Here is a 13850-nt window from a genome sequence, read left to right on the forward strand (position 1 = left end):
AAACAGATTATGACGCTGAAAGTGGGTTTTATTGGCCTGGGTATCATGGGCAAACCAATGAGCAAAAACCTCATCAAAGCAGGTTACTCACTGGTGGTTTTAGATCGTAATTCAGACGCGGTGGCAGAGGTGATTGCGGCTGGCGCAGAAACGGCGACAACCGCAAAAGCGATTGCTGAGCAGTGCGACGTGATTATCACCATGCTGCCAAACTCCCCGCACGTGAAAGAGGTGGCGCTGGGTGAGAACGGCATTATCGACGGCGCGAAGCCGGGTCTGGTGGTGATCGACATGAGCTCTATCGCACCGCTGGCAAGCCGCGAAATCAGCGAGGCGCTGAAAGCGAAAGGTGTGGAGATGCTGGATGCGCCAGTCAGCGGCGGCGAACCGAAAGCCATCGACGGCACCTTGTCGGTGATGGTGGGGGGCGATAAAGCCGTGTTTGACAAATACTACGACCTGATGAAAGCCATGGCTGGCTCCGTGGTGCACACCGGTGAAATTGGCGCAGGCAACGTCACCAAGCTGGCAAACCAGGTGATTGTGGCGTTGAACATCGCGGCCATGTCCGAAGCGCTGACGCTGGCCACCAAAGCGGGCGTTAATCCGGATCTGGTCTATCAGGCCATTCGCGGTGGTCTGGCGGGCAGCACCGTGCTGGATGCCAAGGCGCCGATGGTGATGGATCGTAACTTCAGGCCGGGCTTCCGCATCGATCTGCACATTAAGGATCTGGCGAATGCGCTGGATACCTCCCACGGCGTGGGCGCGCAGTTGCCGCTGACTGCCGCCGTCATGGAGATGATGCAGGCGCTGCGTGTGGACGGTCTGGGCACCGCCGATCACAGCGCGTTGGCGTGCTATTACGAAAAGCTGGCGAAGGTTGAAATTGCTCGCTAATGACGTCCCGCCCGGTGGCGTTACGCTTACCGGGCCTACGGCTCAGGCATACAACTATGAAAATCGTAATCGCGCCAGACTCTTATAAAGAAAGCCTGTCTGCCACTGAGGTGGCGCAGGCGATAGAAAAAGGATTTCGGGAAATTTTCCCCGACGCTCATTACGTGTCTGTTCCCGTTGCTGACGGCGGAGAAGGTACGGTTGAAGCGATGATCGCCGCTACGCAGGGCACCTGGCAGCAGGCTGTCGTCACCGGCCCGTTAGGGGAAAAGGTGAAGGCCAGCTGGGGGATCTCGGGCGACGGTACCACCGCGTTTATCGAGATGGCCGCCGCCAGCGGCCTGGTGCTTGTTCCTCCCGCGCAGCGTAACCCGCTGGTCACGACGTCGCGCGGGACGGGGGAGCTGATCCTCCGCGCGCTGGATAAAGGCGCGCGCAACATCATTATCGGTATCGGCGGGAGCGCAACCAACGATGGGGGCGCAGGCATGATGCAGGCGCTGGGCGCGAAGTTTACGGATGCGAACGGGACGGAGATCGGCTACGGCGGCGGCAGCCTGATGGCGCTTAACCGGATTGATATTTCGGATCTCGATCCGCGTCTTCAGGGGTGCGCAATCCGTGTCGCCTGTGACGTGACGAATCCGCTGGTCGGTGAAAGCGGCGCGTCGCGTATCTTTGGACCGCAAAAAGGCGCCACGGAGGAGATGATCCTCGAACTCGACGCCAGTCTTAGCCACTATGCCGAAGTGATCAAAAAAACGCTGCGCATTGACGTCAACCGGGTTCCGGGGGCAGGAGCGGCGGGCGGCATGGGCGCGGCGCTGATGGCCTTCCTGGGCGCAGAGCTGAAAAGCGGCATTGAGATTGTCACTCAGGCGCTCAATCTTGAAGAACATATTCACGACTGCACGTGGGTGCTGACGGGGGAAGGGCGCATCGACAGCCAGAGCATAAATGGCAAAGTGCCCGTCGGCGTGGCGAGCGTCGCCAAAAAATACCATAAGCCAGTGATAGGGATTGCCGGAAGTCTGACGCAGGATGTGGGTGTGGTGCATCAGTACGGCATCGATGCGGTGTTCAGCGTACTGACCCGCATCGGCTCACTGGAAGAGGCGTTCCAGGGCGCGTATGACAACATTTACCGCGCCTCGCGGAATATCGCGGCCACATTGCAGGTAGGCATGCGTAGCCAGGGGTGACAGCGACGCGCAAACCCTCTATACTGCGCGCCGAAGCTGACCAGACAGTCGCCGCTTCGTCGTCGTCCCTTTCGGGGGAGACGGGCGGAGGGGAGGAAAGTCCGGGCTCCACAGGGCAGGGTGCCAGGTAACGCCTGGGGGGGAAACCCACGACCAGTGCAACAGAGAGCAAACCGCCGATGGCCCGCGCAAGCGGGATCAGGTAAGGGTGAAAGGGTGCGGTAAGAGCGCACCGCGCGGCTGGTAACAGTCCGTGGCACGGTAAACTCCACCCGGAGCAAGGCCAAATAGGGGTTCACATGGTACGGCCCGTACTGAACCCGGGTAGGCTGCTTGAGCCAGTGAGCGATTGCTGGCCTAGATGAATGACTGTCCACGACAGAACCCGGCTTATCGGTCAGCTTCAACTTCTTACCAAACCCCGCTTCGGCGGGGTTTTTGCTTTCTGAAGGTTGCAGGCCGGGTAAGCGAAGCGCCAAACGACATCAATTCTCAATTTTGCGACGCTAAGCACGTTTCACTATTTGTTCGGCTGCGTGTTCCTCTCATCTGCTGCGCATGATCGTAATCACAAAATTTAACGCTATAAAATTAGAAAAATTTAGTGTTGAGCAGATGTTGTAAATGTTTAGTCAGTGATGCCGAATGTTATTCATTTGATAATTTAATATTGAATCTAAAAACATTCTTCTGGTGAATGTGTGATATATCCCACTCTTTGATCGGAAAGTGAATAAATACTCCTGATAAAGTTGATAAACCACAAAAATGTTTTAAAGGAATAATGGTGTTTTATTAACCTTTAATTGCCTGAAAGATAGCTTTTATTAATATTTTTAAGGCAAAAAAATTCACGCTGGTTATTGCCATAAAATAAATTTATTACCGCGTTTTTTATTGATCGATGTCAGCGTAAATGCGTATTTTTATTGTGATAAACATTTGATTTTTAAAGATATAAATAGTTTTCTGGTGCGACTGGAAACAGAGCGTCCTGGCAAATTGTGAGTAACAGCACATACCCCCTGAAACAATATTGGGTAGAATCCGCTGCGTCATAGGGAAATAAGCGCAGAATATTATGAATACTATTATTCTACCGAAAACTCAGCACCTCGTGGTATTTCAGGAAGTCATCAAAAGTGGCTCCATAGGTTCTGCTGCAAGACAACTGGGGCTGACGCAACCTGCCGTCAGCAAAATCATCAGCGACATCGAATCCTACTTTGGGGTGGAAGTGATGGTGCGTAAGAACACCGGCGTAAAACTCACTGCTGCCGGTCAGGTGCTGCTGTCCTACGCTGAGTCGATCACCCGCGAAATGAAAAACATGGTAAGCGAGATCAACAGCCTCAGTTTCAGTACCGTCATGGACGTCTCCTTCGGCTATCCGTCGCTGATTGGCTTCACCTTCCTGTCCGGGATGATCAAAAAATTCAAGGAAGTGTTCCCGAAGGCACGCGTCTCAATGTATGAAGCGCAGCTCTCTTCATTCCTGCCCGCCATTCGCGATGGCCGGCTGGATTTCGCCATCGGTACGCTGAGCGACGGGATGCAGCTTCAGGATCTTCACGTTGAGCCACTGTTTGAATCCGAGTTTGTGCTGGTGGCGAGTAAATCACGAACGTGCACCGGCCCGACCAGACTGGCATCGCTCACGCACGAGCAGTGGGTGATGCCGCAAACCGATATGGGCTACTACAACGAACTCCTGACCACCCTGCAAGACAACCACATCAGCATTGAAAACATCGTCCAGACCGATTCCGTCGTCACCATCTATAACCTTGTCCTCAATGCCGATTACCTGACGGTGATCCCCCGTGACATGATTGCGCCATTCGGCTCGGACCAGTTTATTGTTCTGCCGGTGGAAGATGAATTACCCGTGGCGCGTTATGCCGCCGTGTGGTCAAAAAATTACAGTATTAAAAAATCGGCGTCAGTATTAGTTGAACTGGCAAAACAATATTCGTCGATGAATACCGAAAAACGACGATAGAAATAATGATGATTTAAAACACCCGGAGCGACGCTTTTTAACGCTCTGTTACCCTGACTTTGCCTGAAAACAATGAATTATTATAACGAGGATATTATGCACATTACTTACGATCTCCCGGTGACCATTGAAGATATTCAGGACGCCAGAAAAAGACTGGCGGGAAAGATCTATAAAACCGGTATGCCGCGCTCAAATTATCTGAGCGAACGGTGTAAGGGTGAGATATTCCTGAAATTTGAAAATATGCAGCGTACCGGTTCGTTTAAAATACGTGGGGCGTTTAATAAATTAAGCTCGCTGACCGATGCGGAAAAACGCAAGGGCGTGGTGGCCTGTTCCGCAGGGAACCACGCGCAGGGGGTCTCTCTCTCTTGCGCCATGCTCGGCATCGACGGCAAAGTAGTGATGCCGATGGGCGCGCCGAAATCCAAGGTTGCCGCCACGCGCGACTACTCTGCCGAAGTGGTGCTACACGGCGAGAACTTTAACGACACCATCGCCAAAGTGAGCGAAATCGTCGAGATGGAAGGGCGCATTTTTATCCCGCCTTACGACGATCCGAAAGTGATCGCCGGTCAGGGCACCATCGGCCTGGAGATCCTCGAAGATTTATATGACGTGGATAACGTGATTGTCCCCATCGGCGGCGGCGGTTTAATTGCCGGTATTGCGACAGCAATTAAATCCATCAACCCAACTATCAATATTATCGGCGTGCAGTCTGAAAACGTGCACGGAATGGCGGCATCGTATCAGGCCGGTGAAATAACGAACCACCGCATTACCGGCACATTAGCAGACGGTTGCGACGTGTCTCGCCCGGGTAATTTAACCTTCGAAATCGTTCGTGAATTAGTCGATGACATTGTGCTGGTCAGCGAAGACGAGATTCGCAACAGCATGATCGCGCTTATCCAGCGAAATAAAGTGGTCACGGAAGGTGCTGGCGCACTGGCGTGCGCGGCGTTATTAAGCGGCAAGCTGGACCACTATATCCAGGGCCGTAAAACCGTCTGCATTATTTCCGGCGGCAATATCGATCTCTCCCGTGTTTCCCAAATTACCGGCTTCGTTGACGCATAAAGGATGACTTATGAGCAACACAGAAAGCATTATCGTTGGCCAGACAAAAACGTCCTCCTGGCGTAAATCTGATACCACCTGGACGCTCGGCCTGTTTGGTACCGCCATTGGCGCAGGCGTGCTGTTCTTCCCTATCCGTGCAGGCTTTGGCGGCTTGATCCCCATCCTGCTGATGCTGGTACTCGCGTTCCCGATTGCCTTTTACTGCCACCGCGCGCTGGCGCGTCTGTGTTTGTCCGGCAGTAACGTCTCCGGCAACATCACCGAAACGGTGGAGGAGCATTTTGGTAAGACCGGCGGGGTGGTAATCACCTTCCTCTACTTCTTTGCCATTTGCCCGCTGCTGTGGATTTACGGCGTCACTATTACCAACACCTTTATGACCTTCTGGGAAAACCAGCTCCAGATGCCCGCCCTGAACCGCGGCGTGGTGGCGCTGTTCCTGCTGCTGCTGATGGCCTTTGTTATCTGGTTCGGTAAAGACCTGATGGTGAAAGTGATGAGCTACCTGGTGTTCCCGTTCATCGCCAGCCTGGTGTTGATTTCTCTCTCGCTGATCCCGTACTGGAACTCGGCGGTGATCGACCAGGTTAACCTGAGCGATATCGCCTTCACCGGTCATGACGGCATTCTGGTCACGGTGTGGCTGGGGATCTCCATCATGGTCTTCTCCTTCAACTTCTCGCCTATCGTCTCCTCGTTTGTGGTCTCCAAGCGCGAAGAGTACGAACCGGAGTTCGGGAAAGAGTTTACCGAGCAGAAATGTTCCAAAATCATTGGTCGCGCCAGCCTGCTGATGGTGGCGGTGGTGATGTTCTTCGCCTTTAGCTGCCTGTTTACGCTCTCTCCGCAGAACATGGCGGACGCCAAAGCGCAGAACATTCCGGTGCTCTCTTACCTGGCGAACCACTTTGCGTCGATGTCAGGCAGTAAATCCACGTTCGCCACCGTGCTGGAGTACGGCGCGTCCATCATCGCGCTGGTCGCTATCTTTAAATCCTTCTTCGGCCACTATCTGGGCACGCTGGAGGGGCTGAACGGCCTGATCATCAAGTTCGGCTACAAGGGCGACAAGAAGAACGTCTCCGTCGGCAAGCTGAACACCATCAGCATGGTCTTCATCATGGGCTCCACCTGGATTGTGGCCTACGCCAACCCGAACATTCTGGACCTCATTGAAGCCATGGGCGCGCCAATTATCGCCTCTCTGCTGTGCCTGCTGCCGATGTACGCCATCCGCAAGGCACCGGCGCTGGCGAAATACAAAGGCCGGACCGAGAACATCTTCGTAACCGTGGTCGGCCTGCTGACCATTCTGAACATCGTGTACAAACTGTTTTAAACCAAAGCTCAGGAAGAGCGGAGCCATACCATGATTGAGTTTCCGGTAGTACTGGTCATTAACTGCGGATCGTCCTCTGTTAAGTTCTCGGTGCTGGACGCCGCAAGCTGCGATGCCCTGATGACGGGCATTGCGGACGGCATCAACACAGAAAAAGCCTTTATTTCCGTGAATGGGGGTGAGCCGGTCAGACTGGCTCACCAGGACTACGAAGGGGCGCTGGCCGCCATCGCCCTTGAGCTGGAGAAACGCAACCTGATGGGCAGCGTGGCTTTGATTGGCCATCGCATTGCCCACGGCGGTGACCTCTTCAGCGAGTCGACCCTGATCACGGAAGAGGTGATGGCGCAGATCCGCCAGGTCTCCCCGCTGGCGCCGCTGCATAACTACGCCAACCTGAGCGGCGTGGAAGCCGCCGAGCGCCTGTTCCCCGGCGTGCAGCAGGTGGCGGTATTTGATACCAGCTTCCACCAGACCATGCCGCCGCAGGCGTATCTGTACGGCTTGCCGTACCGCTATTTTGAAGAGCTGGGCGTGCGCCGCTACGGTTTCCATGGCACCTCTCACCGCTATGTGTCGGCGCAGGCGCACGCGCTTTTCGGGCTCTCTCCCGATGACAGCGGCCTGGTGATCGCCCATCTCGGCAACGGGGCGTCCATCTGCGCGGTGCGTAACGGCGTAAGCGTGGACACGTCCATGGGGATGACGCCGCTTGAAGGACTGGTGATGGGCACGCGCTGCGGAGACGTGGATTTTGGCGCGATGGCGTGGATTGCCCGGCAGACCGGCCAGTCGTTCGAGGATCTGGAGCGCGTGGTCAACAAAGAGTCCGGGCTGCTGGGGATCTCCGGTATCTCCTCCGATTTGCGCGCGCTGGAGAAAGCCTGGCATGACGGCAACGAGCGGGCGCGGCTGGCAATAAAGACCTTTGTCCACCGGATTGCGCGGCATATCGCCGGTCATGCCGCCTCCCTGCACCGTCTGGATGGCGTGGTGTTTACCGGCGGGATCGGTGAGAACTCCGTGCTTATCCGCGCGCTGGTGGCGGAGCATCTGAAGGTGTTTGGCATCATCCTCGACGAGTCCAAAAATGCCCTGCCGGGCAGCGCGGGCGAGCGCGTGATCTCCACCGAGTCGTCCCGCGCGGCCTGCGCGGTGATCCCTACCAATGAAGAAAAAATGATCGCGCTGGACGCCCTCCGTCTTGGGAAGGTTACTCCGGCTGCGGCTTACGCCTGATAAAGCGAGAATCTGATGAAAGTAACAATCGATACGGGCGTCGTGCCCTACAGCGACGCATGGGCCGGGTTTCGCGGTGAAGAATGGAAAAACGCCGTCAACGTCCGCGATTTTATTCAGCATAACTACACCCCTTATGAGGGCGATGAAGCTTTCCTCGCGCAGGCGACGCCAGCAACGACGGCGCTGTGGCAGAAGGTGATGGTCGGCATTCGTCAGGAGAATGCCACCCACGCTCCGGTGGATTTCGACACCAACATCGCCACTACCATTACCGCGCACGGGCCGGGCTATATTGATCAGGAGCTGGAGACGATCGTCGGCCTGCAAACCGACAAGCCGCTCAAGCGCGCCCTGCATCCGTACGGCGGGATCAACATGATCCGCAGCTCGTTCGAAGCCTACGGTCGCGAGATGGATCCGCAGTTTGAATATCTCTTTACCGACCTGCGCAAAACCCACAACCAGGGCGTGTTTGACGTTTACTCCCCGGAGATGATGCGCTGCCGCAAATCGGGGGTGCTGACCGGTCTGCCGGACGGCTACGGGCGCGGACGCATCATCGGCGACTACCGCCGCGTGGCGCTGTACGGCATCAGCTATCTGGTGCGCGAGCGTGAACTTCAGTTCGCCGATCTCCAGGGGAAACTGGAGCGCGGCGAAGATCTGGAGGCGACGATCCGCCTGCGCGAGGAGCTGGCGGAGCACAAGCGCGCGCTGCTGCAGATCCAGCAGATGGCGGCGAACTATGGGTTTGATATATCACGTCCGGCGATGAACGCCCAGGAAGCGGTGCAGTGGCTCTATTTTGCCTACCTGGCGGCGGTGAAATCCCAGAACGGCGGAGCCATGTCGCTGGGGCGCACGGCCTCGTTCCTCGATATCTACATCGAACGCGACATGCAGGCTGGGCGGCTGAATGAGGTGCAGGCCCAGGAGCTGATCGACCACTTCATCATGAAGATCCGCATGGTGCGCTTCCTGCGCACGCCGGAGTTCGACACGCTCTTCTCCGGCGATCCGATCTGGGCCACGGAAGTGATTGGCGGCATGGGGCTGGACGGGCGCACGCTGGTGACTAAAAACAGCTTCCGCTACCTGCATACCCTGCACACCATGGGGCCTGCGCCGGAGCCAAACCTGACGATCCTCTGGTCCGAAAAACTGCCGATCGCGTTCAAGAAATACGCCGCACAGGTGTCGATCGTCACCTCCTCGCTGCAATACGAGAACGACGATCTGATGCGCACCGACTTCAACAGCGACGACTACGCCATTGCCTGCTGCGTCAGCCCGATGGTGATCGGCAAGCAGATGCAGTTCTTCGGCGCACGCGCCAACCTGGCGAAAACGCTGCTGTACGCAATCAACGGCGGGGTGGATGAGAAGCTGAAGATCCAGGTCGGTCCGAAAACCGAGCCGCTGCTGGATGAGGTACTGGATTACGACACCGTAATGGCGAGCCTCGATCACTTCATGGACTGGCTGGCGGTACAGTACATCAGCGCGCTGAATCTCATTCACTATATGCATGATAAATACAGCTACGAAGCCTCGCTGATGGCGCTGCACGACCGGGACGTCTACCGCACCATGGCCTGCGGCATTGCCGGGCTGTCGGTGGCGGCGGATTCCCTGTCGGCCATCAAATACGCCACGGTAAAACCGGTACGCGACCACACTGGTCTGGCGGTCGATTTCATCATCGAAGGCGACTATCCGCAGTACGGCAACAACGAGGATCGTGTGGACAGTATCGCCTGCGATCTGGTTGAGCGCTTTATGAAGAAAATCCAGGCGCTGCCGACGTACCGCAACGCGGTACCGACGCAGTCGATCCTGACCATCACCTCCAACGTGGTTTACGGCCAGAAGACCGGGAACACGCCGGACGGACGACGCGGCGGCACGCCGTTTGCGCCTGGCGCCAACCCGATGCACGGGCGCGACAGAAAAGGGGCGGTGGCGTCGTTAACCTCGGTCGCCAAGCTGCCGTTCACCTATGCCAAAGACGGGATTTCCTACACCTTCTCCATCGTGCCGCAGTCACTGGGCAAGGACGAGCCGGTGCGCAAAACCAACCTTGTCGGGCTGCTGGACGGATACTTCCACCACGAAGCGACCATTGAGGGCGGTCAGCACCTGAACGTCAACGTGATGAACAGGGAGATGCTGCTGGATGCCATCGCCCATCCGGAGAATTATCCGAACCTGACGATCCGCGTTTCAGGCTATGCGGTGCGGTTTAATGCTCTGACGCGCGAGCAGCAGCAGGATGTGATTTCGAGGACGTTTACGCAGGCGATGTAATGTAGGCTCCATCTTCAGCCTCCTCTAATGAGGAGGCTTTTAATTTTGTGAACTCGGTCGATTTTAGAAAACTCACTCTCTTTTCTGCTGTTCAGAAGTAATATTTTCCTCGCGCCTTATGAAGTCCCTATAAAACTTGTGACTTTTTTCTCCCGCTCTCCGGATATGATCTCCCCATATCAATAACTCACACCTGCACCCTCTGACTCGCAATCGCTGGCGATCGGAACCTTATAAAAACAACCAGTTACCCTACAAAATAAGCGAGTGCCCAATGAATATGGCAACAAACAGCAGTGTGATTGTGAGTGATTCCCCTGCGGCAAGGCGGGCGGGAATGAGCGAAAGCGAATGGCGAGAGGCGATCAAATTTGACAGCACCGATACGGGCTGGGTCATCATGAGTATCGGGATGGCTATCGGCGCGGGCATCGTTTTTCTTCCGGTGCAGGTCGGGTTAATGGGGCTGTGGGTGTTTTTACTCTCGTCGATAATTGGTTATCCGGCTATGTACCTGTTCCAGCGCCTGTTTATTAATACGCTGGCGGAATCACCGGAATGCAAAGATTACCCGAGCGTCATTAGCGGTTATTTAGGTAAAAACTGGGGCATCTTATTGGGTGCGCTTTATTTCGTGATGCTGGTGATCTGGATGTTTGTCTATTCCACGGCTATCACCAACGACAGCGCCTCCTATTTGCACACCTTCGGCGTAACCGACGGTTTGCTGTCGGAAAATCCGTTCTATGGCTTATTCCTGATCTGCATTCTGGTCGCTATCTCGTCGCGCGGTGAAAAACTGCTGTTTAAAGTCTCCAGCCTGATGGTGCTGACCAAATTATTTGTAGTGGCGGCGCTGGGTCTTTCGATGATTGGCCTCTGGCATTTAGCCAACGTCGGTATGCTGCCGCCGATGGGGCTGCTGATTAAAAACGCCATTATTACGCTGCCTTTCACCTTAACCTCCATTCTGTTTATTCAGACTTTAAGCCCGATGGTGATTTCCTATCGTTCACGGGAAAAATCCGTAGCGGTGGCGCGTCATAAAGCGCTGCGGGCAATGAATATCGCCTTTGGCGTGCTGTTTGTGACGGTCTTTTTCTACGCGGTCTCCTTCACGCTGGCGATGGGGCACGACGAGGCGGTAAAAGCCTACGAGCAGAATATTTCCGCCCTGGCAATCGCAGCACAGTTCATCAGCGGTGACGGTGCGGGCTGGGTCAAAATCGTCAGCGTGATCCTCAACATTTTCGCTGTGATGACCGCGTTCTTTGGCGTCTATCTCGGCTTTCGTGAGGCGACGCAGGGCATCGTGATGAACATCCTGCGCCGCAAAATGCCGGCGGAAAAAATCAATGAAAATGCCGTCCAGCGCGGAATTATGCTGTTCGCCATCCTGCTGGCCTGGAGCGCGATTGTATTAAACGCGCCGGTGCTGAGCTTCACCTCCATCTGTAGCCCTATTTTCGGGATGGTGGGCTGCTTAATTCCGGCGTGGCTGGTCTACAAAGTGCCCGCACTTCATAAATATAAAGGCGTATCGCTGGTAATTATCGTAATTACCGGGCTGCTGCTTTGTGTTTCTCCTTTCCTCGCCTTCTCATGAGGTTAAATAAGGTCGTAACGATGTCTGAGCAAATTAATCCTTTATGGAACCATTTTATTCGCGCCGTGCAGGAAGAGGTAAAGCCTGCGCTGGGCTGTACCGAACCCGTCTCGCTGGCGCTGGCGTGTGCGATGGCTGCCGGACAGCTTTCCGGTGAGGTAACGCGTATCGAGGCGTGGGTATCGCCGAACCTGATGAAAAACGGGCTTGGCGTAACGGTGCCCGGCACCGGTATGGTCGGTTTACCCATCGCGGCCGCGCTGGGGGCGACAGGCGGTAATGCACACGCCGGGCTGGAGGTGTTGAAAGACGCGTCGGCAGAGGCGCTAACGCGCGCCAAAGCACTGCTGAACGCGGGTCTGGTGCAGGTAAAATTGCAGGAGCCGTGCGATGAGATCCTTTATTCACGCGCCTGCGTTTACGCCGGTGAATCCTCGGCGATGGTGACCATCGCTGGCGGGCATACTCGCGTGGTGGAGGTAGTTTGTCAGGGCGAAACGTGCTTCAGGCTTGACGATCGTCAGAGCCAGAACAACGACGATCCGCTGGCGGTACTCTCGACCACCACGCTGTCACAGATCCTTGAGTTTGTGGAGCAGGTGCCGTTCGACGCGATCCGCTTTATCCTCGATGCGGGGCGGCTGAACGATGCGCTCTCCCGCGAAGGTTTGCGTGGCAACTGGGGGCTGCATATTGGCGCGACGCTCAATAAACAGCGCGCACGCGGCTGGATGGCGCAGGATCTGGGTTCAGACATTATTATCCGCACCAGCGCAGCCTCGGATGCCCGCATGGGAGGCGCGACGCTGCCAGCGATGAGCAACTCGGGTTCCGGGAATCAGGGCATCACCGCCACCATGCCGGTAGTGGTGGTGGCTGAGCACGTTCAGGCTGATGACGAACGGCTGGCGCGGGCGCTGATGCTCTCGCATTTGTCGGCTATCTATATCCATTACCAGCTTCCGCGCTTGTCCGCGTTGTGCGCGGCGACAACCGCCGGAATGGGGGCAGCGGCGGGGATGGCGTGGCTGATGGGCGGATCTTACCAGACCATTGCCATGGCGATCGGCAGTATGATCGGCGACGTGAGCGGGATGATCTGCGATGGGGCTTCTAACAGCTGTGCAATGAAGGTCTCGACCAGCGTCACCAGCGCCTGGAAAGCCGTGATGATGGCGCTGGATGATACTGCGGTGACGGGTAACGAGGGGATTGTGGCGCACGACGTGGAACAGTCGATCTCTAACCTGTGCGCCCTGGCGTGCCGCTCGATGCAGGCAACGGACCGGCAGATCATTGAGATTATGGCGAGTAAGGTGTTGTGATTTAATCCAACCCGTTACCCCTCACCCTAACCCTCTCCCATAGGGAGAGGGAACCGATCGAGCGAGGGGCATGTTGATCTTAAACCGGCAAATCAATCAACAGCGCGCGCAGCGGCGTATCGGCAACCAGAGTGATATTCGCTTCGTCACGAATAAACGCCCCGTCACCGCAGGTGAGCGCTTCTTTCTCTTCCGTATGCGTGAGCGCATGCACCGTTCCGTGAATGGACTGCAAATAGGCACGCGGGCCATGAAGCTGGAAGCTCGCCTGTTCACCTTTTTTCAGTTCGATATGATGCAGCCACACCTGCTGGCGCAACTGCAAGCTGCCTTTGCTGCCGTCCGGCGAGGCAATCAGCTGCTGTTGATCGCCCTTCAGATCGATCTTTTGCACCAGCGGATTTTCCCGCTCCGGACAGGCATCCAGCCACAGCTGCATGCGGGTCAACGTTTTGTCTTTGCTGAGGTTATGCTCACTGTAGCTAATACCTGGCTGAGTAGAAATTAACAGCGCCTCGCCAGCCTTCGCCTGGACATGATTGCCCTCGCTATCGCGGTATTCTGCCTCGCCTTCCAGGATCAGGTTCAGGATATCGACTTTCGGGTACGTGCGCGGCTGGAAGGACGCGCCCGGGGCGAGCACTTCCTGATTCAATACACGCAGTGAAGCGTAACCGAGGAGTTTAGGGTCAAAGTAGTGTCCAAAGGAAAAGGTGTAGCGGGCCTGCAACCAACCGAAATCGGCTTGTCCGCACTGTTTCGCTGTTCTTGTCGTAATCATAAACTTGACCTCTCTTTACACTAAATCAATGGTAAAGGTATGGACGCTGCATTGTTA

10 protein-coding genes and 1 other RNA gene are annotated in these 13850 nt (G+C 55.8%); 10 read left to right on the forward strand and 1 reads right to left on the reverse strand.

What is annotated here, in order from left to right; translation table 11 throughout:
- Window positions 1–9 precede the first annotated feature (9 nt).
- The 10 genes from garR to AM329_RS21370 all read left to right on the forward strand — a co-directional run bounded on the left by garR (window position 10) and on the right by AM329_RS21370 (window position 13012).
- Window positions 10–900, forward strand: a complete 891-nt coding sequence (garR, locus tag AM329_RS21325) for a 2-hydroxy-3-oxopropionate reductase (RefSeq protein WP_003862674.1) — start codon at window positions 10–12, stop codon at window positions 898–900.
- 56 nt (window positions 901–956) lie between these two features.
- Window positions 957–2102 (forward strand): glycerate 2-kinase, encoded by a 1146-nt coding sequence (gene garK, locus AM329_RS21330; RefSeq protein WP_003862672.1) that lies wholly within the window; start codon window positions 957–959, stop codon window positions 2100–2102.
- Between the two features lie 32 nt (window positions 2103–2134).
- An RNA gene (rnpB, locus tag AM329_RS21335) (RNase P RNA component class A) lies at window positions 2135–2511 on the forward strand.
- A 672-nt stretch (window positions 2512–3183) separates the two neighbouring features.
- Window positions 3184–4104: a transcriptional regulator TdcA gene (tdcA, locus tag AM329_RS21340; RefSeq protein ID WP_003862670.1), complete on the forward strand. Its 921-nt coding sequence runs from the start codon at window positions 3184–3186 to the stop codon at window positions 4102–4104.
- A gap of 96 nt (window positions 4105–4200) precedes the next feature.
- A complete protein-coding gene (gene tdcB, locus AM329_RS21345; protein ID WP_022651901.1) occupies window positions 4201–5190 on the forward strand; it encodes a bifunctional threonine ammonia-lyase/L-serine ammonia-lyase TdcB in 990 nt (329 codons plus the stop codon).
- 10 nt (window positions 5191–5200) lie between these two features.
- The gene (gene tdcC, locus AM329_RS21350) at window positions 5201–6532 is read left to right on the forward strand and encodes a threonine/serine transporter TdcC (RefSeq protein WP_003862666.1); all 1332 of its coding nucleotides are present in this window, start codon (window positions 5201–5203) and stop codon (window positions 6530–6532) included.
- A 30-nt stretch (window positions 6533–6562) separates the two neighbouring features.
- On the forward strand, window positions 6563–7771 hold the full coding sequence (gene tdcD, locus AM329_RS21355; RefSeq protein WP_022651900.1) for a propionate kinase: 1209 nt from the start codon (window positions 6563–6565) through the stop codon (window positions 7769–7771).
- A 15-nt stretch (window positions 7772–7786) separates the two neighbouring features.
- A complete protein-coding gene (gene pflB / locus AM329_RS21360) occupies window positions 7787–10081 on the forward strand; it encodes a formate C-acetyltransferase (RefSeq protein ID WP_032607966.1) in 2295 nt (764 codons plus the stop codon).
- 274 nt (window positions 10082–10355) lie between these two features.
- Window positions 10356–11687: an amino acid permease gene (locus AM329_RS21365; protein WP_032607965.1), complete on the forward strand. Its 1332-nt coding sequence runs from the start codon at window positions 10356–10358 to the stop codon at window positions 11685–11687.
- Window positions 11688–11707: 20 nt separating this feature from the next.
- Window positions 11708–13012 carry a serine dehydratase subunit alpha family protein gene (locus tag AM329_RS21370; RefSeq protein ID WP_022651889.1) on the forward strand — a complete coding sequence of 435 codons (1305 nt, stop codon included), beginning with the start codon at window positions 11708–11710 and terminating at the stop codon, window positions 13010–13012.
- Between the two features lie 79 nt (window positions 13013–13091).
- Here the strand turns inward: AM329_RS21370 and AM329_RS21375 are convergent, their stop codons facing one another.
- Complete coding sequence (locus AM329_RS21375; protein ID WP_032607964.1) at window positions 13092–13793, reverse strand: pirin family protein; 702 nt, start codon at window positions 13791–13793, stop codon at window positions 13092–13094.
- Between the last annotated feature and the right edge of the window lie 57 nt (window positions 13794–13850).

Origin of the sequence: Enterobacter cloacae complex sp. AR_0002, assembly GCF_001922365.1 — a bacterium.
In the GTDB taxonomy this organism is placed as follows: Bacteria; Pseudomonadota; Gammaproteobacteria; order Enterobacterales; family Enterobacteriaceae; genus Enterobacter; species Enterobacter hormaechei_C.

Bases quoted from the DNA above. Each gene is read 5' to 3' on its own strand.
- garR (WP_003862674.1), top strand. From the start codon at position 10: ATGACGCTGAAAGTGGGTTTTATTGGCCTGGGTATCATGGGCAAACCA.
- garK (WP_003862672.1), top strand. From the start codon at position 957: ATGAAAATCGTAATCGCGCCAGACTCTTATAAAGAAAGCCTGTCTGCC.
- tdcA (WP_003862670.1), top strand. From the start codon at position 3,184: ATGAATACTATTATTCTACCGAAAACTCAGCACCTCGTGGTATTTCAG.
- tdcB (WP_022651901.1), top strand. From the start codon at position 4,201: ATGCACATTACTTACGATCTCCCGGTGACCATTGAAGATATTCAGGAC.
- tdcC (WP_003862666.1), top strand. From the start codon at position 5,201: ATGAGCAACACAGAAAGCATTATCGTTGGCCAGACAAAAACGTCCTCC.
- tdcD (WP_022651900.1), top strand. From the start codon at position 6,563: ATGATTGAGTTTCCGGTAGTACTGGTCATTAACTGCGGATCGTCCTCT.
- pflB (WP_032607966.1), top strand. From the start codon at position 7,787: ATGAAAGTAACAATCGATACGGGCGTCGTGCCCTACAGCGACGCATGG.
- AM329_RS21365 (WP_032607965.1), top strand. From the start codon at position 10,356: ATGAATATGGCAACAAACAGCAGTGTGATTGTGAGTGATTCCCCTGCG.
- AM329_RS21370 (WP_022651889.1), top strand. From the start codon at position 11,708: ATGTCTGAGCAAATTAATCCTTTATGGAACCATTTTATTCGCGCCGTG.
- AM329_RS21375 (WP_032607964.1), bottom strand. From the start codon at position 13,793: ATGATTACGACAAGAACAGCGAAACAGTGCGGACAAGCCGATTTCGGT.